16 protein-coding genes are annotated in these 22,634 nt (G+C 74.8%); 6 read left to right on the top strand and 10 right to left on the bottom strand.

The annotated features are described in order from the left end of the window. Positions 1 to 69: 69 nt before the first annotated feature. From ACGFZF_RS26030 to ACGFZF_RS26020, 3 genes are all read right to left on the bottom strand, one after another. Complete coding sequence (locus tag ACGFZF_RS26030; RefSeq protein ID WP_393557823.1) at positions 70 to 3,009, bottom strand: helix-turn-helix transcriptional regulator; 2,940 nt, start codon at positions 3,007 to 3,009, stop codon at positions 70 to 72. Positions 3,010 to 3,139: 130 nt separating this feature from the next. Beyond that, positions 3,140 to 3,334: a hypothetical protein gene (locus tag ACGFZF_RS26025; RefSeq protein ID WP_147981511.1), complete on the bottom strand. Its 195-nt coding sequence runs from the start codon at positions 3,332 to 3,334 to the stop codon at positions 3,140 to 3,142. A 252-nt stretch (positions 3,335 to 3,586) separates the two neighbouring features. Next, positions 3,587 to 6,769 carry a type 2 lanthipeptide synthetase LanM family protein gene (locus ACGFZF_RS26020; RefSeq protein WP_393557821.1) on the bottom strand — a complete coding sequence of 1,061 codons (3,183 nt, stop codon included), beginning with the start codon at positions 6,767 to 6,769 and terminating at the stop codon, positions 3,587 to 3,589. Positions 6,770 to 7,047: 278 nt separating this feature from the next. Here ACGFZF_RS26020 and ACGFZF_RS26015 point away from each other — a divergent pair, with 278 nt between their 5' ends. Then, entirely contained in the window at positions 7,048 to 8,241 is a 1,194-nt protein-coding gene (locus ACGFZF_RS26015) for a hypothetical protein (RefSeq protein ID WP_393557819.1), read from the top strand. A gap of 516 nt (positions 8,242 to 8,757) precedes the next feature. Then, on the top strand, positions 8,758 to 10,128 hold the full coding sequence (locus ACGFZF_RS26010) for an MFS transporter (protein WP_393557817.1): 1,371 nt from the start codon (positions 8,758 to 8,760) through the stop codon (positions 10,126 to 10,128). A 53-nt stretch (positions 10,129 to 10,181) separates the two neighbouring features. Here the strand turns inward: ACGFZF_RS26010 and ACGFZF_RS26005 are convergent, their stop codons facing one another. The 4 genes from ACGFZF_RS26005 to lnt all read right to left on the bottom strand — a co-directional run bounded on the left by ACGFZF_RS26005 (position 10,182) and on the right by lnt (position 15,482). Continuing rightward, positions 10,182 to 12,071, bottom strand: coding sequence for a helix-turn-helix domain-containing protein (locus ACGFZF_RS26005; RefSeq protein ID WP_393557815.1), 1,890 nt, complete (start codon positions 12,069 to 12,071; stop codon positions 10,182 to 10,184). A 212-nt stretch (positions 12,072 to 12,283) separates the two neighbouring features. Continuing rightward, on the bottom strand, positions 12,284 to 13,111 hold the full coding sequence (locus ACGFZF_RS26000) for a 3-hydroxybutyrate dehydrogenase (RefSeq protein WP_393557888.1): 828 nt from the start codon (positions 13,109 to 13,111) through the stop codon (positions 12,284 to 12,286). 115 nt (positions 13,112 to 13,226) lie between these two features. Next, a complete protein-coding gene (locus tag ACGFZF_RS25995) occupies positions 13,227 to 13,709 on the bottom strand; it encodes an NUDIX domain-containing protein (protein ID WP_393557813.1) in 483 nt (160 codons plus the stop codon). A gap of 177 nt (positions 13,710 to 13,886) precedes the next feature. Next, positions 13,887 to 15,482 (bottom strand): apolipoprotein N-acyltransferase, encoded by a 1,596-nt coding sequence (gene lnt, locus ACGFZF_RS25990; protein ID WP_393557811.1) that lies wholly within the window; start codon positions 15,480 to 15,482, stop codon positions 13,887 to 13,889. 282 nt (positions 15,483 to 15,764) lie between these two features. On the opposite strand from lnt, the gene ACGFZF_RS25985 reads away from it, so the two are divergent. Beyond that, on the top strand, positions 15,765 to 16,790 hold the full coding sequence (locus ACGFZF_RS25985; protein ID WP_393557809.1) for an O-antigen ligase family protein: 1,026 nt from the start codon (positions 15,765 to 15,767) through the stop codon (positions 16,788 to 16,790). A gap of 117 nt (positions 16,791 to 16,907) precedes the next feature. Here the strand turns inward: ACGFZF_RS25985 and ACGFZF_RS25980 are convergent, their stop codons facing one another. Further along, positions 16,908 to 17,474, bottom strand: coding sequence for a hypothetical protein (locus tag ACGFZF_RS25980; RefSeq protein WP_393557807.1), 567 nt, complete (start codon positions 17,472 to 17,474; stop codon positions 16,908 to 16,910). A 119-nt stretch (positions 17,475 to 17,593) separates the two neighbouring features. After that, positions 17,594 to 18,379: a glutamate racemase gene (locus ACGFZF_RS25975; protein ID WP_393557805.1), complete on the bottom strand. Its 786-nt coding sequence runs from the start codon at positions 18,377 to 18,379 to the stop codon at positions 17,594 to 17,596. A gap of 58 nt (positions 18,380 to 18,437) precedes the next feature. On the opposite strand from ACGFZF_RS25975, the gene ACGFZF_RS25970 reads away from it, so the two are divergent. Further along, positions 18,438 to 19,706 carry a glycosyltransferase gene (locus ACGFZF_RS25970; protein WP_393557803.1) on the top strand — a complete coding sequence of 423 codons (1,269 nt, stop codon included), beginning with the start codon at positions 18,438 to 18,440 and terminating at the stop codon, positions 19,704 to 19,706. 48 nt (positions 19,707 to 19,754) lie between these two features. Here the strand turns inward: ACGFZF_RS25970 and ACGFZF_RS25965 are convergent, their stop codons facing one another. Then, on the bottom strand, positions 19,755 to 21,041 hold the full coding sequence (locus ACGFZF_RS25965) for a TerD family protein (RefSeq protein WP_393557801.1): 1,287 nt from the start codon (positions 21,039 to 21,041) through the stop codon (positions 19,755 to 19,757). Positions 21,042 to 21,277: 236 nt separating this feature from the next. Here ACGFZF_RS25965 and ACGFZF_RS25960 point away from each other — a divergent pair, with 236 nt between their 5' ends. Beyond that, positions 21,278 to 21,748 (top strand): DUF6643 family protein, encoded by a 471-nt coding sequence (locus tag ACGFZF_RS25960; protein ID WP_393557799.1) that lies wholly within the window; start codon positions 21,278 to 21,280, stop codon positions 21,746 to 21,748. A gap of 37 nt (positions 21,749 to 21,785) precedes the next feature. Next, a complete protein-coding gene (locus tag ACGFZF_RS25955) occupies positions 21,786 to 22,610 on the top strand; it encodes an MOSC domain-containing protein (protein WP_393557797.1) in 825 nt (274 codons plus the stop codon). Positions 22,611 to 22,634: the final 24 nt, after the last annotated feature.

The raw sequence follows: 22,634 nt of genomic DNA, 5'->3' as shown, positions 1-22,634 counted from the left end.
CGGCGACCCGCCCGCGGCAGGGCACCGGCCCGCCCGGTCGGGCCGGCGGCGCCCTGGGCGGGCAGGGGGCTACTCCCGGCCCTCCGCGCGCTCCGCCGACGACGCGCACAGCGCCGAGCGGTCCACGCAGCCGGTCTTGGCCATGAGGCTCGCCATGTGCTTCTCCACCGTCCGGGGCGAGATGCACAGGCGCCGCGCGATCTGCTGGTTGCCGGGCCGGTCCACGAGCAGGACGTACACCTCGTACTCGCGAGGCGTGACGCCCGCGGCGCGCAGCTCCGCGGGGATCCGCTCCCGGCCGCCGCGGCGCTGCGGGACGCTGACCCCGGCCTGTCTCAGCAGGGCCCGGCAGGCCCCGGCCACCGCGGGGACGCCCGCCTCGTGGAAGTACTCCTCGGCGGTCCGCAGCCATGCGACCGGCTCGCCCCAGCCGTCGGCGAGCGCCGCCTCGGCGGTGAGGCGCAGCGCGAGGTGCCAGGCCTGCGGGAACACGGGCGCCGCCCGGGCGGCCTGCGCCACGGCCCGCCGCGCGCCGTCCGGGTCGCCGTCCCGGCCTCGCGACACCGCGTCCGCCAGGCCGAGGAACATACGGTTCCAGGCCAGCTGCCCGCCGGGCGAGGCCATCGCCTCCCGGCAGGCCGCGGCGCCGTCCTCGTCGTCGCCGTCGAGGAGCCGCAGCAGGGGGCGGAGCCCGTACCGGCCGCTGAGGTAGAAGAAGCTCGGGTGCGCGCGCTCCCAGGCGAGCGCGGCGTCCAGTTCGTCCCTCGCCCGCTGCCGGTCCTCGCCCATCAGCGCACCCACGGCCTGGCACAGTCCGCGCTGCAGGGGGACGAGCATCGACTCCTCGCCGCCCGCCCGGCGGAACCGGGCCAGGGCCCGTTCCTGCTCGCGGGCCCGCCCCTGGTGGGCGGCGAGGGTGGCGTCCACGAGCAGCAGATAGCGGTGCGCCGACAGGTTCTGCAACCGTGCGCTGGCTTCCACGGACCGTTCGACGATCTCCCGGGCGCGGTCCCAGCGGGCACCCAGCACGCTCTGCATGGCGAGCAGGCCGTCGACGGTCTGCAGCAGGGCGAGCGAGCCGAGTTCGTGGGCCGCCGCGCGGGCGGTCTCCAGCGGGGTCGCCTCCCCGGTCCGCATGAACGCGTTGGTGCCGAGCCGCACCAGGGCCTCGGCCCGGCTCGTCGCGAGGCGGTGCTTCTCGGCGACCGACAGCATCCGCGCCAGGCAGGCGTCGGCCTCGTCGAAGCCACGCTCCCGGGACAGCAGGGCCAGCAGCTGCCACGCCTGGCAGGCCACCATGGGCCGGCCGCGTTGCTCGGCGGTCAGCGCCGCCTGTCTGGCGGAACGTTCCGCCTTCTTCAGCCGCTCCCGCCCGTCTCCACGGCCGTCCTGCTCCGGCAGCAGCGCGAGGTGCCCCTCGACGACCACGAGCGCCGCCTCCTGCTCCGGACGCGGCGCGCCCCCGAAGAGGGCGCGGGCGGCCCGGATCCGGCGGCGTGCCTCCTCCTGCCGCTCCGCCATGGTCGCGACCCACGCGACCTGCGTGTGCGCCTGGGCCCGATCCTCCGCCGCCCGCGAGCCGGCGGGCGCCGGGGGCAGGTCGTCGAGCAGTGCGGCCGCCGCGTCGAGGCGTCCGGATTCGGCCTGGGCGATCGCCAGGTGCACCGTGACCTCGTCCCGTTCCTCCTCGGCCGCGAGCCCCCGGGCCCGCTCCAGCAGCACGGCGGCCGAGCCCGACGCGCCGGCGTCCAGCATCTGCCGCCCCACCTGGGCGAACTGCCGTGCCGCCGTCTCCCGGTCACCCGCCGCCAGTCGCAGGGTGGCCACCAACTGACGCTGCTCACCGGAGAGTTCCCCGGAGGACTCCTCGATGGCGGTGGCCGCGCGGCGGGCCAGCGCGGCCTGCTCGGCGGGGGGTAAGGAGGCCCGGAGCGCGTCCGCCGTCAGGACGTGACGGAAGGTGTAGTGGTCGTGGGCCGCACCGTCCGGCGCGATGATCCCGGCCTCGGACGCGGACCGGAGGTGGGCGAAGAGCGCCCGGTCGTCGAGGCCGGTCACCGCCCGCAGCGCGCCGACGGAGAACCGGCCGCCGAGCGTCGCCGCGAGGAGGAGGAGTTCGCGCACCGGTTCGTCGAGCCGGTCCAGCCGCCGGGCCCAGCTGCGGACCGCGCCCGTCGGCACGGTCGCCTCACCGTGGTCGGTGAGCCGCCACCCGTCGCCGCCCCTGCTCAGCCGTCCCGTGTCCAGCAGGTCGGCCAGCAGCACCTCCACCAGGTACGGGTTGCCGCCCGCCCGCCGCGCGAGGTGCCGATGCGCGGCGGAGGGCACCTCGTCCGGTGCGGCGTCCAGACACGCGTCCACCATCTCCCGTACGGAGTCCTCGTCCAGCGGCCCCAGCTCCCGCACCGCCGCGGTGTTGCGGAGTTCCGCGGCGAGCGCGAGGTCGAGGGCCGGACCGGCGTCGGGCCGCAGCGTGCCGACCAGCAGGACGGGCAGATCCGCCAGGTTGTCGACGAGGTACTCGACGACGGCGATCGTCTCGGTGTCGGAGTCGTGCAGGTCCTCCAGCAGGATCACGCAGCCCCGCTCGCGGCCGAGCACGGCCAGCAGCCGGAGCAGCGCCTCGGCGAGCTCGACCAGGGAGATCGCGTAGCCGGGCGCCACGGTGCCGGCCCGCCATTCCGGCACGAGGCCGGCCAACGCGGGCCGGTAGGGGTCGAGTTCCGGATGATCCGGGGCGCCGACGGCCCGGAACCGCGAGGACAGCGCCTCGACCAGCGGCCGGAAGGGCACGACGAGCCCGGTGGACGTGGCACGGCCACGCAGCACGGGCACGTCCCGGTCGTACGCGCGCAGGGCGCACTCGCCGGCCAGCCGGGACTTGCCGATCCCCGCCTCGCCGACGAGGAACACCGCCCGTCCGGCCTTCCTTCCGACGCCCTCCAGGGCCTCGTCCAGCAGCCCTGTCTCGGCGTCCCGCCCCACGATGACCGACGACGTCGCTCGCATGGGCGCAGGTTACTTGATCCTTTTCACCCACGGCAGAGGGCCGGGGAACCCCCCGGCCTCCGCTCGTGCTGTCAAGGCGTCATCCGCGTCACGTCGCCCGGCGACGCGTCCCTCCTGGTCCGTCCTCCCCTCAGGACAGCGGGACGGTGCCGGTGGTGTAGGGCATGTCCAGAGAGGCGGCGGAGTCCGAGTCCGCCGTTCCGAGCAGCCTGCTGCGCAGCCCCAGCGCCCCGCTCACGCCGAGCGTCACCTCGCCCACCGGGTGGTCCTGGACCGCGTGGAGGTGTCCGCCGTCGACGTATCTCACCGAGTCATCGATCTGCATGGTTCGTTCGTCCTTCGCATCCGCAGGAGTGGTGGTCGTGCCGTGCGGTGGTGCGGTGGTGCGGTATTCCGGTCGTGCGGTGTGTCCGGTCGTGCGGTCGAGGGGTGGGACCGCTCGGCGGTCCCGGGGACGAGGGCTCGTCGGGTGGTCGTCGGAGGTCGGCCGTCGGGGGTGGGGTGGCGGCGGTCGGTGCCGGTCACGGATCGGCGGTCGGGGTGGTGGTCGGAGGTGGGGTGGTCGGAGCGACGTCCGTCAGGGGGTGGGGCGCGGTCGCCGGCCGCCGGGCGTCGCCCGCTCGGGTGACGGATCGTCATGTGTGGTGTTCGCCGGTGGCTTTCGGCGGGATCGGGTCTCCGGCGGTCGCCCCGGCCCGGACGTCCGCAGGAGGAGCGCGGACGGCACGCGATCCGGGAACCCGGCGCGCAGGAGCCCGTGTCCGATCCCCGCCAGGCCGGTCAGCAGGCCGGGGTGGGGGACGCCTTCGGGCGTGCCGCTGACGGCCCCGGTCTCCTCGACGGAGGCGAGGAGCGCTCCGGCTCGGCGGATCCGGTGCGACCGGGCGTCCTTGAGCGCGCCGTGGCCCAGGAGTTCGCAGAGCCCGGCCTCGCCGTGGCAGAGGCTGTCGTCGGGAGCGGGCCGGCCGCGGCCCAGCTCCTCAGCCGTCCCGCGCGACCAGGCCGCGAGGTACGGGTCGTCCAGGGCGGCCGGGGAGTCGAGCACCGCGAGCGCGATCCCGGCCCGACCGCGGCACCAGGCCGAGGCCCGAGCTCCGGAGCCGTGGACCGGCACCGGGGCGGAGGGGTCTCCGGCGTCCCCGCCCGCGCCACGGCCGGTCTCAGGGCCTTCGGGACATCCCCCGCGGGCGTACGCGTCCCCGTCGACGGCCGCCCGGAGCGCGGCCAGGCCCGCGACCCGGGCGCGCTCCGCGGTCCCGTCACCGGCTCCGCCGGGGATCCGCGCCCGGTGCCCGGCGAAGCGCAGCAGCGCCCATCCGATCCCGGCGGCTCCGGTCGTGAAGCCACGGCCGCCGGCCGTGGGATCGACCTCGCACAACCGGTCCGCGCACGCCCGGGCGGCCCGCCGGATCTCGTCGTCGCCCCCGGGTCCGGAACCGTCCCCCTGCGCGGCCAGCAGGGCGACCAGCCCGCCTGCCACGCCGGTACCCACCCCGAACTCCCCCTCGGAACGGGCCGCTTCACCGGCCAGCCGCAGCAGCGCGGAGGCCCAGGAACCGACCTCCGGATCGCCCAGCAGCCGCGCCGTCTCGGCGAGCGCGTAGGCGATGCCGCCGAGACCGGAGAAGGCCCCCGAGCCCACCGCGGGGAGATCCGCGGGCCGGTCGCCGAGCGCGTCGAGCAGCCGGGGCACCGGGGTCAGGGCCGCACGGGCCGTCTCGGCGTAGTGTCCGGCGCCGGTGAGCGCCGCCAGTTGGGCCAGGAACAGCGCCGGTCCGGTGTAGCCGCCGGCCAGGTCGGCCGGCATCGGCCCGATCCGCCAGTAGCGGTCGTCCAGGAGTTCCAGGCCGATCCAGTTGGTGCGCGGCCCTTCGCGGTACGCGAGGGAGACCAGCCGGTCCCCGACGGAACGGGCCGCCGACAGCAGCCGCTCCGGCTCAGGGGCGCGGTCCGCCGTGCGGCCGCGCAGGCCGCCGGCGGGCCGGTGCGCGGGCGTGCGGGAGGACGTCGCCATCGCGGCGCGCACGATCCACTCCTGGTCCTGCCGGTCGACCGTGTCCATCGCGCCGAGCTTCATGGCGACGCGGGCGGTCCCGGGCAGCTCCGTGCGGCCGGCCGGCGGCCTGCCCGGGTCGCCCCACAGGCGGTCACCGCCCGGGCGCGCGGTGAAGAGGGGCACGTCTCCCGCCCAGAGCTGGGCGATCTCCTCGTCGACCAGGCCGGGCGCGAGGGCGGTGCCGAAACCGTCGGTCCGCAGGGTCTCCAGGACGCGCTGCCGCGCGTCCGCGTCCTTCAGCAGGTCGGGGTGCGTCGTCTCGTCGAGGAGTACGCCGTACAGCCAGGTCGGGCGCATCACCACCCGTACCTCGTCCGTGTCGAACGCCCGCAGCGGGCCCGTCTCGTGGAGCAGCTCGTCCCTGGCCGCGCCGATCGCCGTGTACCCGGCGCGGAACCCGGCGCACAGGGCCTCGATGTGGGCTCCGGGCTCGACGGGCGCGCCGCCCGCGAGCCGGGGCCGGTTGGCGGACTCGCCGAACCGCCCGGCCCTGCGCACCAGGCGCATCCGGTCGGTGCCGGCGTCGGCCCAGTCCGCCCGGGCCACCGGCGAGGCCGCCTCGTGACCGCCGCCGACGGCGGACACGTCCAGGGCGCTGTGGTCGCCGACGAGGAGCTGGGGCAGCAGGCCGACGCGGTACACCGAGGCGTGCAGGGCACGGGCCGCGGGGTCCTCCGTGGTGGCGCCCGGCAGCGGCGGGTGGAACAGCGTCTCGACGTCGACCAGCACCGGGTGGGCGCCGGCGGCGATCAGGTTCTCGTGATGCAGGTCGGTGCCGTCCAGCAGGTGCAGCAGCGCGAGGAGCGCGCCCTGACGGCGGTAGAACGTCTCGATCTGCTCGGCGGAGGCACAGGGTCCTCCTTCGACGAACTCCACCCATCCGTAGGCGCCCCGGTCGAGCAGCCGAAGGGTGCGCAGGTCGACCGAGCCGGGCAGCCGGTTGAACCAGGCGACGAGCTCGTTGAAGTGGCGGTGGACGGCGAGGGGGCGCGGCTTGTACACCAGCCGGGTGCCGTCGGCGAAGCGCAGCAGCATCACGCTCCGCCCGTTCCGGTGGCCGTCGCCCGCGCCGGTGTCGACGCCCACGAGCGGCCCCGGGTCCCCGCCGGAGTCCCGCAGGAGGCCGGCGGTGAGCAGGTGGTGGTCGTCCGCCAGCCGCCGCAGTGCCTCGGCCGTCGCGTCCGCCGCGTCGAGCGCGGCCCGCCCGAGGATCCGGGCGAGCACCGGCCGCCCGGCCAGCAGGGCCGTCAGGCCCCGCCGGGACGCGACGCGCCCCAGGAAGTCGCGGAACCGGGCCCGCGGTTCGTCGCCGTCGAGCCGACCGGCGGTCCGCGCCTCGTACAGCTCCAGGACCAGCGTCCGCGCCGCCGCGCGCGCCAGTGTGCCGCTGAGCCGGCGTTCCAGGTCGCCCCGCACGGCGGCCAGGTCCACGAGAATGCGCGCCCGTTCCGGAACGCCCCGCTCCAGCCGCTCCCCCGCGCGGTCGGTGAAGGTCCGCAGCACCCACTCGAAGCCGCTCAGCCCCGGATGGTCCCCCGCGGGCGCCACGGCCTCCTCGGGCGCGGCGGCCGCCGCCTCCTCGGCGAGAGCGGCCCAGTCCGGCCGTCCGGCACCCCCGTCGCCGGAGACCAGTCCGGCCTCCCACCACCGCTCGACCGCCGACAGCGAGGTCCCGGCCCGTTCCTGTCCGTCATCCGCCGCCATCGCCCCTCCCCCGTCGTCCGTGCGTGCTGCTCCGCGCCGGGTCCGATCCTGGTACGCGGGGCGCCCGCACCACATGGGGAGTGACCCCCCATGTTTTCGGTATGTGGGCGACCCGATCTCGGCTTCTCCTCGCCCGAGCCGTTCCCTTCGCCTGTGGGTCGATCGGCTCGACCGCCGACCGGGCCGTCGATCCACAGCGGCGCGGACGGGGTACCGCTCCCCTCCCTCGGGCCGCGGAACCATACTGGTCGGGCCCTGATCGCCCACGGAACGGTTCCATGGCCAAGAACAGCACTTCATCGACCACCGTCCCCGACACCGCCTGGCTCGGGCGTGGGCGCCACCTCGGGCCCGAGCCCGAGCGGGACGTCCGGCGCAACCTGCTCGCTCTCCGGGCGGCCCGGGTGATCGACGACTTCCTCGACCTCGACCCCGTCGAGGCGGCGCGTTCCACCGAGCTGTACCCCCGGGACGAGTCCGCCGACCCCGGCCCGTCCGCCCGCCGCCTCTTCGAAGCCCGCTGGCGCGTGGCCGACGGCGTCACCGTGCGCGCGCAGCTCACCACGTACGAGCCCGAATCTCGGCGCATGCAGAGCGAGGGTGTCACCTGGGTCCTCGCAGCCGAGGCCGAGCGGGCGTGGGAAGCGGACTGGCCCTCTCCGGCCACCGTGTTCTGGCCCGACAGCGACCAGGTCGCCTGGGACCACGAGACGGTGCCGGACGTGCGCCTGCGGTCGGCGAACCACCTGCCGAAGGACGACGACGAGTTGCGCCGCCTGCTGCGGGCCTGCACCCGGCAGAGCTGGTGCATCCATGTCGTGGTGCACGAGGCGATGACGCCGGACACCCTGGGACGCCGACCGATCACGGCGTTCCTGCCGCCGAGCCTGCGGCACCGGGTCGTCGAACACCGGGCCACGCCGGAGCAGGCGCTGATCGCCGACTTCGTGATGAAGCGTGAGCTGGGTGTGGGGGTACCGCGCGGCGGCGCCGTCATCCTGCCCCCGACACCGCGGGCCTCCGACTACGACGCGGAGCACTTCACGGTGCGCGATGTCTTCCTGGACGGCACGGAACCCACCACACTCCTGGACAAGATCAAGGAGTTCGCCTCCCTGCCCCGGCCGCTGCCGGCCGACGCCGAACAGGTCCTGACACGGCTGCGCCGAGGCTGGCACCTGCTCACCCCTGACGAGGAGCTGGTCCACGCACGGGCCATGGTCACCAAGTACGCCAAGGCACTCGAAGCCATGACGGCATCCTGCGACCTGTACCGGGAGGCCGCCGAGTCGGCGCTCGAGGCCCTCGCCGAGGCGAACAGCGGCGACGGCGCCCCCCGGACGGCCTCACCGGCGACGGCCAAGGACGACGCCTCACCATGGAAGGCCCTCACGAAGACACTCGGCCGCTTCCGTGGCCAGAACCCCCAGGCGCCGGAGACGGAGGTCCAGCAGCGTCCGCACGGGCCGTGAGAAGGACGGGAGAACGGTCCGGTCACACGCTGACCCCCGCGGGGACGGCCCACCGGCCGCAGCCGTCGTCCGACACGGTGGCGGCGAAACAGCGGGCAGCGGGCAGCGGGCGTCCGGTACCGGACGCTGTCCGTCGCCATCCCCGCCTGGCCGTCTCCGCTCGGCGGCGGCCGGTCGCCCGGCGGCGTCCCGTACCCGCGGGGGGGGTGCCCGCTGCGCGCGTGGGCGGTGGAGGTCCGGCAGATGTCGTCCTCGACCGGCAGGGGTTGCTCGGCTCGGCGACGGCGTACCGGCGGCCAGGCACGCCACCTCTCGAAGGTGGGCCGACAGGGCAACTTGGACAGCCGCTTCCTCCGCCTGTTCAGACCCCTCAGCCGGCCGCACCCCGCAGCCATGGCTGCTGGACGCACTCGACGGCCCTGAACTATGGTGTCCCACCACATACGCCGCTGACCTGCCACTTCCTACGGTGTGGCGACACCGAAACGTCCCCGTACCCGCCTGGAAGTGGTGCACATGGCCGCCGCAACAACCTCCCCGACGCCACCCGGATCGCTCAAGCGCATCGTCGCCGCGAGCCTCATCGGCACGACCATCGAGTGGTACGACTTCTTCCTGTACGGGTCGGCCGCGGCACTGGTGTTCAACAAGCTGTTCTTCCCCGACTCCGACCCGCTGGTCGGCACGCTGCTGTCCTTCCTGACGTACGCCGTCGGCTTCGCCGCCCGGCCGCTGGGCGCGCTGGTGTTCGGACACTACGGGGACCGGCTCGGCCGCAAGAAGCTGCTGGTGCTCAGCCTGCTGCTGATGGGCGGGGCGACCTTCGCCATCGGTCTGCTGCCGACCCACGCCACCGTCGGATCCGCCGCTCCCCTGCTGCTCACCGCGCTGCGGCTGGTGCAGGGCTTCGCGCTGGGCGGCGAGTGGGGCGGAGCGGTCCTGCTCGTCTCGGAGCACGGCGACGCGCGGCGACGCGGGTTCTGGGCGTCCTGGCCGCAGACCGGCGCGCCGGCCGGGCAGCTCCTGGCGACCGGTGTGCTGTCCGCGCTGACCGCGCTGCTCTCCGACTCCGCGTTCCTCTCGTGGGGCTGGCGCGTGCCGTTCCTGCTCTCCGGCGTCCTGGTGATCGTGGGCCTGTGGATCCGGCTGTCCGTGGACGAGTCGCCCGTCTTCAAGGCGGCCCTCGCCGCCGCAGAGGAGCGCAGGGCCGCGGCCGACCACGTCGAGAAGATGCCGCTGGTCGCCGTGCTGCGGCACCACTGGCGTGACGTCCTCGTCGCGATGGGCGCCCGCATGGCGGAGAACATCAGCTACTACGTGATCACCGCGTTCATCCTCGTCTACGCGACGACGTCGGTCGGCCTGAGCAAGCAGACCGCGCTCAACGCCGTCCTCATCGCCTCCGCCGTGCACTTCGCCGTCATCCCCGCCTGGGGCGCGCTGTCCGACCGCGTCGGCCGCCGGCCGGTCTACCTGATCGGCGCGATCGGCGTCGGTGCCTGGATGTACCCGTTCTTCGCGCTCATCGACTCGGGAAGCTTCGGCGCCCTGCTGCTCGCGGTGACGGTCGGTCTGATCCTGCACGGGGCGATGTACGCGCCGCAGGCCGCGTTCTTCTCCGAGATGTTCGCGACCCGGATGCGCTACTCCGGCGCCTCCATCGGTGCCCAGTTCTCCTCGGTCGCCGCCGGCGCGCCGGCCCCGCTGATCGCGACCGCGCTGCTCGCCGACTACGGCACCTCGACGCCGATCACGCTGTACGTGATCGCCGCCGCGCTCCTCACGGTCGTCGCCATCGCCTGCGCGCGGGAGACCCGCAACCGGGACCTGTCGGAGGTGGCCGAGGACGCTCCCGCGGCCCGTGACCAGGTCCGCGCCGACGCCTGATCCGTTCACACCGAGGCGCCGGGTCCGCACAGGACCCGGCGCCTTCGGCCCGTTCAGCGGGCGACGGCCGCCGACATGGCGTGCAGCCTGAGCGCGAGCTGGATCTCCAGGGCCCGGGCCGGGGACTGCCAGTCCGGCCCGAGGAGCCGGCCGATCCGCTCGATCCGCTGGGCGACCGTGTTCACGTGCACGTGCAGGTCGTCCTTCGTGCGCGCCGGGCTCATCCCGCTCGCGAAGTAGGCGTCCATCGTGCGTACGAGGTCGGTGCCGCGGCGCCGGTCGTAGGCGACGACCTGGCCGATCGTGCGCTCGACGAAGCCCTCGATGTCCCGGGTGTCGGCGAGCAGCAGCCCGAGGAAGCCGAGGTCCTCGGACGCCGCGCCCTCGCCCGCCCGCCGGAGCAGCAGCAGCGCGTCCAGGCAGCGGCGGGCCTCCTCGTAGGCCGTGGAGACCTGGCCCGGGCTCGCGGCGGGCGCCGCGACGGGCGACGAGGCACCGACCGTCACCGGTTCGTGCAGCGCGCCGCCGAGGTGCCGCGCGGTCTGCCGGGCCAGCTCGGCTGCGGTGTCCCCCGGGCCGAGCGGGAGCAGCAGGACGGTCCCGCCGTCCCGGGCGGAGGCGAGGCCGTGCCGGGTGGCCGCGAGGTGCGAGGCCGCCGACCAGAGCCGCTGGCGGTCCGCGCTCTCCCGGACGCCGGTGTCGGCGTCGGCCTTCTCTCCGGCCCGGTCGATGCGGGCGGCGAGGACGACGTGGGGCGCGTCGACGTCGGTCCGCAGGCGTGCGGCGCGCTCGCGCAGCAGACGCCGGTCGCGGTCGGGGGCGTCGAGGAGGTCGTCGAGCAGTTCGCCCCGCACCCGCTGTTCGGCTTCGCCGGCCGAGCGCCGGGCCAGCAGCAGCAGCGAGGTGACCAGGGCGGCGCGCTCCAGGGTGCGCTGGTCGACGGGGTCGAGATCGGGCTGACCGCTCAGGACGAGCGCGCCGAAGGTCTCGCCGCCGGCCGAGACGGCGGCCACCCAGCGGTCCCCGTCGCGCAGCGCGTGACCGTCGGCGAGCCGGGCGGAGCCCGTCCACTCCTCGGCGAACTCGACCGTTCCCCCGAGCACCTCGGAGACGGCGCCGGCCACGTCGTGCACCCCGCCGCCGCGCAGCACCAGCTCGGTGAGGCGGTCGTGGACCTCGGACGCCCGCTCGATGACGCCGCTGTGCTCGCGGATGATGTCGTTGGCCCGTTCGAGTTCGGCCAGGGCCGAGCGGGTCTCGGCGAGCAGGTTGGCGGTGTCGATGGCGACGGCGGCGTGCGCGGCGAACGATCCGAGCAGGGCGACCTGCTCCCGCTCGAAGACCCGGGCCCGCCGGTCGGCGGCGAAGAGTACGCCGATGACCTGGCTGCCCAGGGTGAGCGGCACACCGAGGATGGCGACGAGCCCCTCGTCACCGACGGCGGTGTCGATCGTGCGGGTGTGCTGGAAGCGGGGGTCGTCGAAGTAGTCGTCGGTGACGTACGGGCGGGCGGTCTGTGCCACGAGCCCGCCCAGGCCCTCTCCCATGCCGAGCCGGAGCTGCTGGAACCGCGCGGAGACCGAGCCCTCGGTCACGCGCATGTAGGTGTCCCCCGCGGCGGGGTCGTTGAGGCTGAGGTAGGCGACCTCGGTGCCGAGGAGGGAGCGGGCGCGCTGCACGATGGCGCGGAGCACGGCGTCCAGGTCGCGGAGCCCCGCGAGGTCGTGGGCGGTCTCGAAGAGGGCGGACAGCTCCGCCTCGCGGCGCCGTCGGCCCTCCAGTTCGGCCCGCACGCGCAGAGCCAGCTGCTTGGCCTGTTCGAGCGCGGCCAGCGCCTCGGGGCCCGCGCCGCTCGCACGGGCGAGCAGCACGGGCCGGTCGTACGCCTCCGTCGCGGCTCCGCGGGCGAGAAGCTCCAGGTAGGAGACCTGTTCTTGGGACATGGACACAGGGATACCTGCCGTACGGGTGATCGCACCAGCCCTGTGGACGACCCGGCGGCGGGGCCGGGTACCCCCTTCGGCGGCCCGGGCGGGTGGAGGGCCGCCGAAGGGGCGTCTTGCCGGGCGGGCCCGGGTCCGGCCGCCAGGGCGGTCCCCCCGGGGGCCCGCGAGCCGCGAGGTCCCGCCGGGCGTGCGCGAGGCCGCGCGGCCGCTCAGTGCGCCGTCCAGCCCCCGTCGAGCGTGAGGGAGGTGCCCGTGATGAAGGAGGCGTGCGGGGTGCAGAGGTAGAGCACCGCCTCGGCGACCTCCTCCGGCTCGACGAGCCGCTTGAGCGCCGAGTCCTTCAGGAGGACGTCCGTGAGGACCCGCTCCGGCGGGATGCCGTGGGCGGCGGCCTGGTCGGCGATCTGCCGCTCGACCAGGGGGGTGCGGACGTAGCCGGGGTTGACGCAGTTGGAGGTGACCCCGTGGGAGGCCCCTTCGAGCGCGGCGGTCTTGGAGAGTCCTTCGAGGCCGTGTTTGGCGGCCACATAGGCGGACTTGTAGGCGGAGGCCCGCAGGCCGTGCACGGAGGAGAGGTTGACGACACGGCCCCAGCCCTGCGCGTACATGTGCGGCAGCGCGCCCCGGATCAGCCGGAAGGGGGCCTCCAGCATCACGGTGAGGACGGTGTGGAAGACGTCCGGCGGGAATTCCTCGATGGGACGGACCAACTGGAGGCCCGCGTTGTTCACCAGGATGTCGGCGCCCTGGGCCGCGGCCTCGGCGGCGTCGAGGTCGGTGAGGTCGAGGAGTTGCGGCTCGATCGCGCCGTCGAGCCCGGCGGCCTCGTCGGCGAGGGTCTCCAGGCCCTCGGCGGCCCGGTCGACGGCTCTGACCCGGGCCCCGGCGGCGGCGAGACGCAAGGCGCAGGCACGGCCGATCCCGCCGGCCGCGCCGGTGACGAGCGCGACGCACCCGGCGAGGTCGAGGGCGACGGATCCGGGCGCGGGAGTCGGCCCGGGCCGGCGGCCCCCCGTCGGCGCGGACGCGGACGTCACGGTCGACGAAGGGGCCGGTGACGGAGCGGGGACGGGACCTGATGTGGTGGGGGCGCTCATGCTCCGCACCCTATGAAGGGGCCCACCCCTCACCGATGTGTGTCGAACCCACACTTCAGCCTGGTTGCATGGTGTCGAACCATGTGGGTTCGTCGGCGAGCGCCTGCTCGATCCGGAAGTGGGAGAAGCGCTTCATCTCGGGAAGGGCGTCCACCTCGAACCAGCCGACCTCCGTCGACTCCTCGTCGTTGACCTTGGCCTCGCCGCCGACGGCCCGGCAGCGGAAGGAGACGTCCATGAACTGGCACCGGTCACCGTTCGGGTAGACGACCGGCTTCCTCAGGGTCTGCACGAGGACGACCCGCTCGACCTCGCACCGGACGGCGGTCTCCTCGTACACCTCGCGGACGGCGCAGGCGGCGGGCTGCTCCCCCGGCTCGACGATGCCGCCGACGATCGCCCACATGCCGGTGTCGGCCCGCCGGCCGAGCAGGACGCGCCCGCGGTCGTCGAAGACGACGGCGCTGACGCCGGGCAGGAAGAGGAGCTGGTGTCCGGCGCTGGCCCGCAGGTCGCGGATGAAATCAGGAGTACCCATACCGCGACCCTAGGGGGTGTCTTGCCGATCTTGCCGGGAGAGGTCCTGCCCGCAGGTCAGGCCGGTGGCGCACCGCGGGGGCGGCCGGCGAGACGCTCCGGGCCATCGCCCCGGGACCCGGTGCGGCGAGGACCCGGGAGGCGGCCTCCCCACCGCACCCGCGGCGAAGGCGCCGGCTCAGGCGGTCCGGCGGGCCCGGACGGCGCGCAGCGCCGACCAGCCGAGCCCGGCGGCGGCGACCGCCACCAGGAGCGCCTCGGGCAGTGTGCCCATGCGCGTCGCCGGAGTGAGCGAGGAACGCAGCGGCACCTCGTCGACCAGCACGTCCGGTGTGAACATCCGCGACTCCCGCACGATCTCGCCGTCGGGGCGGATGATCGCGCTGACGCCGCTGGTGACCGGGACGACCACGGAGCGACTGTGCTCGACGGCCCGCACCCGCGACATGGCGAGCTGCTGGTAGGTCATCTCGCTGCGGCCGAAGGTGGCGTTGTTGCTCGGTACGGAGATCAGCTGCGCGCCGTGGGTGACGGTGTCCCGCACGGCCCAGTCGAAGGCGGCCTCGTAGCAGGTGGCGAGGCCGACCTTGGTACCGGCGAGGTCGAAGACGCCGACCTCGCTGCCGGGACCGAAGTCGCGGCTGACCCGGTCGACGTTGCTGTTGAAGAGCCGGACGACGGAGCGCATCGGGATGTACTCGCCGAAGGGCTGCACGTGCCGCTTGTCGTAGGTGGCGACGGGGCCCTTCTCGGGGTCCCACTCGATCAGGGTGTTGCGGAGCTTGCCGGTCGGCGGGGCGACCACGGCGCCGATCACGGTCGGCACGCCGATGGCGCGCACGGCCTCGTCGATGACCTCCTGCGCGTCCGGGTTCGCGTAGGGGTCGATGTCGGAGGAGTTCTCCGGCCACAGGACGAAGTCGGGCTGCGGCTTGCGGCCCGCCTTCACGTCCGCGGCGAGTTCCTTGGTGCGGTTGGCGTGGTTGTCGAGCACCGCACGGCGCTGGGAGTTGAAGTCGAGTCCCAGCCGGGGGACGTTGCCCTGCACCGCGGCGACGGTCGCGGTGCCGTCCTCGGCCGCGTCGTCGACGAGCGGCAGGGCGGCGAGGGCGCCGGTGACCGGGAGCAGGACGGTGAGCGCCGCGGCGGCCAGCGGGCCGCGCGGGACGGTGCCGGTCCTGCGGTACGCGCGGATCCGGCGGGCCACCTCGTACAGGCCGAAGCCGCACAGGGCGACGGCGAAGCCGAGCACCGGGGTGCCGCCCACGGCCGCGAGCGGCAGGAAGACGCCGTCGGCCTGGCCGAAGGCGATCTTCCCCCAGGGGAAGCCGCCGAAGGGGGCCCGTGCACGGGCCGCCTCGCCCAGGATCCACACCGCGGCGGCGAACACCGGCCAGCCGGGCAGCCGCGAGACGGCCGCGATGCCGAGACAGGAAGCGGCGACGAAGAGCGCCTCGGCCGCGGTGAGGGCGACCCAGGGGCCCGGACCGACCTCCTCGCCCGTCCAGATCAGCAGCGGCAGCAGGAATCCGAGGCCGGCGAGGTAGCCGAGCCCGAAGCCGGCCCGGAGCCGGCGGCCGCGGAGGGTCCAGCCGAGCAGTCCGAAGGCGGGCAGCGCGAGCCACCACAGCGGCCGGGGCGGGAAGCTCAGGAAGAGCAGGAGCCCGGACAGGACGGCGGCGCCGGGGCGCACGAAACGCCGTGGGGCGAAGCGGCCGGACCCGGAGGCGTCGGCGGGGCCGGGGGCGTCGACGGGGGTGATGGTGGTGCTCACGTGGCGGAGTCTACGGCGCACGGCCCCGGCCGGAGGAGTCCGGTCCGTGGCCGTCCCGGCACGTCGTTCCCGCCTCCGGCCTCGGCCGACACCCCGCTTCCCGGTGGGCGGCCGCCCCCGCTCCTGAGGCTCGCGCCGGCGCCGCACACCTCCGTCGAGGCCCGGGACGCGGCGACTCCGCCCCTTTCTGCCACATCGTTTCTGCACCAGCCCTCCACAAACCGGGAGCGCGGCCGCTACGGTGTCCGCCGGACTGATCGGGGTCGACGGGGGGTCGACGGGATGGCTGCTCCTGCGACTGAGCGGGCCGCCGTGCGCGAACACGGGCGGGCACCGGACGTCGCCGGGGTGCTGGTCCTGGGCTGCTGCACGCTGTGGGCGCTGGTCAGCGCGACCGGGCGGGACGCGCGCCCGGAGGGCGTCCTTCTCGCGGTGCTCGCCCTGGCCGCCGGGTACGCCTGCGGCCGGATCTGCGGTTCCCTCCTGCCGGTCGCGGCCGCCGCCACCGCCTCCCTCGCCGCCCTGGCCCTCGCGCTCGCGTCCGGGTCCGGTGTCCCGGGCTCGACTCCCGCCGCCGTGCCGCTCGGCCCGACCGGCGCGGCCGCCGCCCTGCTGGTCCTCGCCGCGGGCGCCGCCTGCTGCGCGGCGTCGGCGGCCGGCACGGCGCCCGCCCGGGTGGCGCTGCGCGTCCTCGGCCTGGCCGTCGCGGGGGTGGCGCTGGCGCTGGGCTCCGTGGCCGGCTTCGTGGCGGCGCTCGGTGTCTGGCTCTGCTCGGCGGCGGCGGTACGGATGCGGCACCGGTTCCTCGGGCTCGCCGGGCTCGTCCTGGTGACGGGCGTCGCCGTCGGGGCCTCGTTCGCGGTGGCGGAGGAGGCGCTGCCCGAGGGGCTGACCGTCTCCTTGGAGGGACCGCTGACCCCTCACCGGGTGCGACTGTGGCAGGACGCGATCGACCAGGCCCGGGAGAACCCGGTGCTGGGAAGCGGCCCGGACCGTTTCGGCACATTGAGCCGGACGTCCCTGGAGGAGCCGCTCGCGGACGGAACTCCGCACTCGGCGCCCCTCCAGCAGGCGGCCGAACAGGGAGTGCCGGGCGTCGTCCTGCTCGGAGGCGTGTACGCGTGGCTGGTGTGCGCCCTGTGGGCCTCGCCGCGCTCCACTGCGGTGGTGCTCACGGCGGGGGCCACCCTCACGGCGCTGGCGGCGCTGGCCACCGTGGGCAACGCGCTGAGCTTCACCGCGGTGACGGTGGGCGCCGGGCTGCTCGCCGGACTGGCGACGGCCCGTACCTCCACCGCTCCGGACTGAGCCCGGTCGTCCGCGCCTCCGGACCCGACCCGGCACTGCCGTCCGCGACGCCCGGCCGAACCGGCCCGTCCGCGACTCCGGACCCGACCCGGCCGTCCGTGACGCGGGGCGACGACGTCAGGCGCCGGCGGGGCCGGTCGGTGTCGCGCGGCGGAGCAGCTCGCGGATCACCCGGACCCCGGCCATCGCGTCGTCGACGGTCACGGTGAACGTGCGGCCGTCGCCCAGGCGCAGCAGCAGGGCCTCGCCCCGGCGGACGATGACGGCGGTCCCTCTCTCGGGGCGCCAGCGGCAGCCCCAGCCACCCCACTCGCGCGGGGTCACCTGGGGGACGAAGTCGGCGCCGACCACGTGGGAGAGCGGGATGCGGCGGCGCGGCAGGCCCATGTGACCGCAGCGGACCTCCATCGCACGGTCGTCGACCCGTACCTCCACGTGGACGAAGGCGAGCGTGCCGAACAGCACCAGCAGGCCCACCGCGACACAGCCGATCACCGCCATCAGGAGCGGCGCGACACCGGAGGTCCAGGGCGCCTCGACGGCCAGGGTGATGCCCAGGGCCATGCAGGCGACGCCGGCGACGGCGGGCACCCACTGGAGCCGGTTGGTGGCGCGGCCGGTCCACCTCTCGGGCACCGGTCCTCCGGTGCCTGTGGGGTCGAGATGTCGGGATTCGTCCCTCATGGGTGGCAGCCTACTCACGTTCCGCGTACGCGGCGCCCCTTCGGCCGGTTCCTCTCCGGCCGGACAGGACCGGAGGCCGTGAACCCGGTGGCGAACCACCGGGACAGGTGGGACAGGCGTCAGCGTGCGGGGCTCACGGCCCCCAGCAGGCGCCCCTCGGCGTAGCGCAGCGCGGTGTCCGGGAGCGTCGCGGTCCGACCGCTCAGGAGCACGGTGAGCCCGCCGGTGGGGTCGGCGTCCGGCGCGGCCCCGGCGCCGATGCGGCGCAGCGTCTGAGCGGCGACTGCCCCGGCCGAGCCGTGGAAAACCACCGGGGGCAGGTCGGGGTGCTGCACCGCCGCGCGGATCTCCTCGGCGACCAGTTCGTAGTGGGTGCAGCCGAGCACCAGGGCGCGGACGTCGCGCGGGGTGAGTGCGGCAGCGGCGGCCACGGCGCGCTTGATCCCCTCCGCGTCGGCGTGCTCCACGGCGTCGGCGAGCCCGGGGCAGGACACCTCCGTGACGTCGGCCCCTTCGGCGAAGTCGCGGATCAGGCCGCGCTGGTACGGGCTGCCGGTGGTGGCCGGGGTCGCCCAGATGGCCACCTTGCCGCCGGCCGAGGCGGCCGGCTTGATCGCCGGCACCGTCCCGATCACCGGGATGTCCGGCTCCAGCGCGGCACGGAGGGCCGGCAGGGCGTGCACGGTGGCGGTGTTGCAGGCCACGATCAGGGCGTCCGGAGCGAGGGCGGCGGCGGCCCGCGCGACGGCGAGCGCGCGCTCGGTGAGGTCCTCGGTGGTGCGCGGGCCCCAGGGCATGCCGTCGGGGTCCGAGGAGAGGACGAGGTCCGCGTCCGGCCTCAGACGGCGTACCTCCGCCGCCGCGGGGAGCAGGCCGATTCCGGAGTCCATGAGCGCGATCTTCACCCGGTCACCCTAGCCGACCACCCTTGCGCCCCCGGCAATCTGGGGCAGACTGCGACGAATGAGCGCCACTGCCTGGATCGCGATGGGTTCGCTGGCCGCCTGGGGGTGGCTGCTGCTGGGTCAGGGTTTCTTCTGGCGTACGGACCAGCGCCTGCCGGGCGGCGGGCGGCGGTCCGCACGGGGCCGTGGTCCTCGGGCCGGCGCCTCCGCGCGGCCGGGACCGGAGGACGACGGGGCGCGACCACCGTCGGCGGAGACCGGGCCGCCGCCGCGGCCCCGGGTCGCGATCGTCGTGCCCGCCCGGGACGAGGCGGAGGTGCTCTCCCTGAGTCTGCCGTCGCTGCTCACCCAGGACTATCCGGGCGAGGCGGAGATCGTGCTCGTCGACGACGGCAGCACCGACGGCACGGGGAAGCTCGCGGGCGAGCTGGCCGTGCGGTACGGAGGGCTGCCGCTGACCGTCGTGTCGCCGGGCGAGCCGGCACCGGGGTGGACCGGGAAGCTCTGGGCCCTGCGGCACGGCATGGCGCTGGCCCGTACCCGCGATCCCGAGTTCCTGCTGCTGACCGACGCGGACATCGCGCACGAGCCGGACAGCCTGCGGCTGCTGGTGGAGGCTGCGGTCACCGAGGACTTCGACCTGGTGTCCCAGATGGCCAGGCTGCGGGTGGCGACGCTGTGGGAGCGGCTGATCGTGCCCGCCTTCGTGTACTTCTTCGCGCAGCTCTATCCGTTCCGCTGGATCAACGCCCGGCGCCCCCGGGCGACGGCTGCGGCGGGCGGCTGCGTGCTGCTGCGGACGCGGACCGCCGTGCGGGCGCGGGTGCCGGAGGCGATCCGGCAGGCGGTGATCGACGACGTGTCGCTGGCCCGCGCGGTGCGGCGGTCCGGCGGGCGGGTGTGGCTGGGTCTGGCGGAGCGGGTGGACAGCGTGCGGCCCTATCCCCGTCTCGCGGATCTGTGGCGGATGGTGTCGCGGTCGGCGTACGCGCAGCTCCGGCACAATCCGCTGCTGCTCGTCGGCACGGTGGCCGGGCTGGCGCTGGTCTACCTCGCGCCGCCGGTGACGCTGGTGGCCGGGCTGGCGGGTGGCGATCCGGTGGCGGCGCTCGCCGGCGGGCTCGCGTGGGCGGTGATGGCGGGGACGTACGTGCCGATGCTCCGCTACTACGGCCAGCCTCTCTCCCTGGCGCCCGCCCTGCCGCTGACCGCCCTCCTCTACCTGCTCATGACGGTGGACTCGGCGGTCCAGCACTACCGGGGGCGGGGCGCGGCCTGGAAGGGGCGGACGTACGCCCGCCCCGAGGCGGCACCCGACCGGCGATGACCGGCCGGCCGGGCGCCCCGCGGCCCGCCGGCGGTCGCCGGTCGGCCGTCACTTGCGCCCTGGTGTCCAGTTCATGCCCCAGCCGTACGCCTGGTCGACGGTCCGCTGCGGACTGACCCCGCGGGCCGGGACGAGGTAGCGGGCCTCGCGGCGGACGACGAGGTCTCCGTTCTCGCGGCTGATCAGAGCGAGCGCGCAGACGGTGGACGGCACGGTGCAGTCGTCCAGGGAGAACTCGACGGGGGCTCCGTGCAGGGGCTGGAGCGTGACGGTGGCGTGCAGGTCGGCGAAGCTGCGGGCGCCCTCGTAGACGGTGACGAAGACGAGGACCCGGCTGAGCTTGTCCTTGTGGTCGAGGTTGATGGTGAGGTTCTCGCCCGCGGAGGACGCCCCGGTGCGGTCGTCGCCGTCGAGGAGGATGAACGGGGGCTGGTGCAGCGCGCCGAAGGCGTTGCCGAGCGCCTGCACCACGCCCTTGCGGCCGTCGGTCAGCTCGTACAGGGCGCACAGGTCGAGGTCGAGGTCCGCGTGCTGGGCGACCGCCCGGCCCAGCTTGGCCCCCCAGCCGGTGAACTGCTTGCGCATCTGCCAGTTGAGGTTCACGCGCATGGCGCCGGAGGTGCCGCCCTGCTTGGCCAGGGAGACCGTCGGGGCCTCCTTCGTCAGGGTGACCTTGGTGAGCCGGACCGGCTGCGACGGGCCGGCGGGCGGGGCCGTCGGGGCCGGCGTCGTGGGCCGGACCGGCGGGTGCACGGTGACGGGCGGGGCGGCGGGGACCGGAGGGGCGGCCGCGTGCTGCGGCTCGTCCACGGTGATGCCGAAGTCCGTCGCCAGGCCCGCCAGGCCGGAGTCGTACCCCTGTCCCACCGCCCGGAACTTCCACGCTCCCTGGCGCCGGTAGAGCTCGCCGAGCACGAACGCCGTCTCGACGCTCGCGTCCGCGCTGTCGTAGCGCGCGAGCTCCGTCCCGCCGTCCGCGTCGGTGACCCGGACGTACAGCCCCGGCACCCGTCCGAAGGTGCCGCCGTCGGCCGAGCCGGCGAGCACGATCCGCTCGACCTCGGGCTCGACCCGGTCCAGCTCGACCCGGAGGGCGTCGGTCACGGCGTCGCCCGCGGTCCGCTTCCCCTCGTGCCGGACGGCGCCGGAGGCGTGCGCCGGCTGGTTGTAGAAAACGAAGTCGGCGTCGGAGCGCACTTTCCCCGACACAAGGAGTAGCGCCGACGCGTCGACGTCCGGGACACCCGCGCCTGAACGCCAGCCCAATTCCACGCGCACCGCACGTGCCGGCACCGGAACATTGGCCCCTTTAAGCATGGACATGCTCGCCCCCATCACGGCTCCCGCCCATCAGGATTTCTTTACGTCAACCTAATGCCGGTCACGCCGAGCACACCGGGCCGACCCGTGGGTAACCCCTCCTCAGCTCGGGTTTTCAAGATCGACGCCTCTTCGGGCGACCGTTTTTGTCACGTTCGATCGCATTACGGATCGACGGTCACTCAGAACCCGTCAAACAACCCTCTTATCGGGCTCCCCAACCAGCACATCGTGGGCTTAACTTATGTGCCATGACCTCCCCCCGCTCCACCTACGGAGGCGGTTACTACACCGCGCCGTCGTTCCCCGACACCCCGATCTACGACTCCCTCGTCGCTGAGCGGGGCACGCCTCAGATCGCACCGATCCGAGTGCCTTCCCTCTACGACACCGGCAACAGCTACCTGCCGGCGTTGCCCTCGGCCCTGCCCGCCCTCCCGGCGGCTCCCGTCCATCAGGCCCCCGCCTACAGCGGCGGCGGTTCGTACGGCTACCCGCAGCCGGCGCAGCAGATGGCCCCCGTGCCGCTGCAGCACGCCCCGGCTCCGTACATCCCGCAGCAGCAGGCCCCCCGCGGATACCCGGGCGTCCAGCAGCAGCAGCCGCAGCGCCCGATGACCACCGGGTACGAGGCGATGCGCCCCGCGGCCTCGCGCCCCGTCCAGGCGCAGGCCCCGTACGACGACCCCTACAACCGCCCGTACCAGGGCAGAGGGTACTGACCGACTCCTGGTACGGAGCGGCTGGCAGGATGACGGCATGCCGATTCCTGTTGTGCGCTCCGTCCACGTCCACCCGGTCAAGGCGATGCGCGGTTTCGCGCCCCTCGCCGCGGACGTCCAGCCATGGGGACTGGCCGGCGACCGCCGCTGGACCGTCGTGGACGCGTCGGGCAAGGTCGTGACCCAACGCCGTCATCCGCAGATGGCGTTGGCCTCGGCCGAGCTGCTGCCGGGTGACGCCCTCAGGGTGTCCGCGCCCGGCCGGGAGCCGATGACGATCGAGGTGCCGCGGCCGTCTTCCACGATTCGGGTGGAGGTCTTCGAGACTCCCGTGGAGGCGGTCCCGGCGGGGGCCGCGGCGGACGCGTGGTTCAGCGCGTACCTGGACACCGAGGTCCGCCTCGTGCACATGGACGACCCCGCGCACCGCCGCCCGATCGACCCCGAGTACGCGCTCCCCGGCGAGACGGTGAGCTTCGCGGACGGCTATCCGCTGCTGGTCACCACCGTCGCCTCCCTCGACGCCCTCAACTCGCTGATCGCCCGGGGCGACCATCCCGACGAGGGCCCGCTGCCCATGAACCGGTTCCGGCCGAACGTCGTGATCGACGGCACCGCCCCCTGGGCCGAGGACGACTGGACCCGGCTCGCCATCGGCGAGGTCTCCTTCCGCGTGGCGAAGTCGTGCGGCCGCTGCGTGGTGACCACCACCGACCAGGAGACCGCCGAGCGCGGCAGGGAACCCCTGCGCACGCTGGCCCGGCACCGCAAGGACGGCAACCGGCTGATCTTCGGCCAGAACCTGGTGCCCGAACACCTCGGGACGATCCGGGTCGGTGACGAGGTCAAGATCCTCGACTGATCCCCCGCGACCGCCTCACCACCC

The organism is Streptomyces sp. NPDC048338, from assembly GCF_043201055.1.
Taxonomy (GTDB): domain Bacteria; phylum Actinomycetota; class Actinomycetes; order Streptomycetales; family Streptomycetaceae; genus Streptomyces.
This window is presented reverse-complemented; position numbering and strand designations above follow the sequence as displayed.

Coding starts and splice junctions, on each gene's coding strand:
- ACGFZF_RS26030 (WP_393557823.1), bottom strand. CDS start 3,009: ATGCGAGCGACGTCGTCGGTCATCGTGGGGCGGGACGCCGAGACAGGG.
- ACGFZF_RS26025 (WP_147981511.1), bottom strand. CDS start 3,334: ATGCAGATCGATGACTCGGTGAGATACGTCGACGGCGGACACCTCCAC.
- ACGFZF_RS26020 (WP_393557821.1), bottom strand. CDS start 6,769: ATGGCGGCGGATGACGGACAGGAACGGGCCGGGACCTCGCTGTCGGCG.
- ACGFZF_RS26015 (WP_393557819.1), top strand. CDS start 7,048: ATGGCCAAGAACAGCACTTCATCGACCACCGTCCCCGACACCGCCTGG.
- ACGFZF_RS26010 (WP_393557817.1), top strand. CDS start 8,758: ATGGCCGCCGCAACAACCTCCCCGACGCCACCCGGATCGCTCAAGCGC.
- ACGFZF_RS26005 (WP_393557815.1), bottom strand. CDS start 12,071: ATGTCCCAAGAACAGGTCTCCTACCTGGAGCTTCTCGCCCGCGGAGCC.
- ACGFZF_RS25995 (WP_393557813.1), bottom strand. CDS start 13,709: ATGGGTACTCCTGATTTCATCCGCGACCTGCGGGCCAGCGCCGGACAC.
- ACGFZF_RS25985 (WP_393557809.1), top strand. CDS start 15,765: ATGGCTGCTCCTGCGACTGAGCGGGCCGCCGTGCGCGAACACGGGCGG.
- ACGFZF_RS25980 (WP_393557807.1), bottom strand. CDS start 17,474: ATGAGGGACGAATCCCGACATCTCGACCCCACAGGCACCGGAGGACCG.
- ACGFZF_RS25970 (WP_393557803.1), top strand. CDS start 18,438: ATGAGCGCCACTGCCTGGATCGCGATGGGTTCGCTGGCCGCCTGGGGG.
- ACGFZF_RS25965 (WP_393557801.1), bottom strand. CDS start 21,041: ATGGGGGCGAGCATGTCCATGCTTAAAGGGGCCAATGTTCCGGTGCCG.
- ACGFZF_RS25960 (WP_393557799.1), top strand. CDS start 21,278: ATGACCTCCCCCCGCTCCACCTACGGAGGCGGTTACTACACCGCGCCG.
- ACGFZF_RS25955 (WP_393557797.1), top strand. CDS start 21,786: ATGCCGATTCCTGTTGTGCGCTCCGTCCACGTCCACCCGGTCAAGGCG.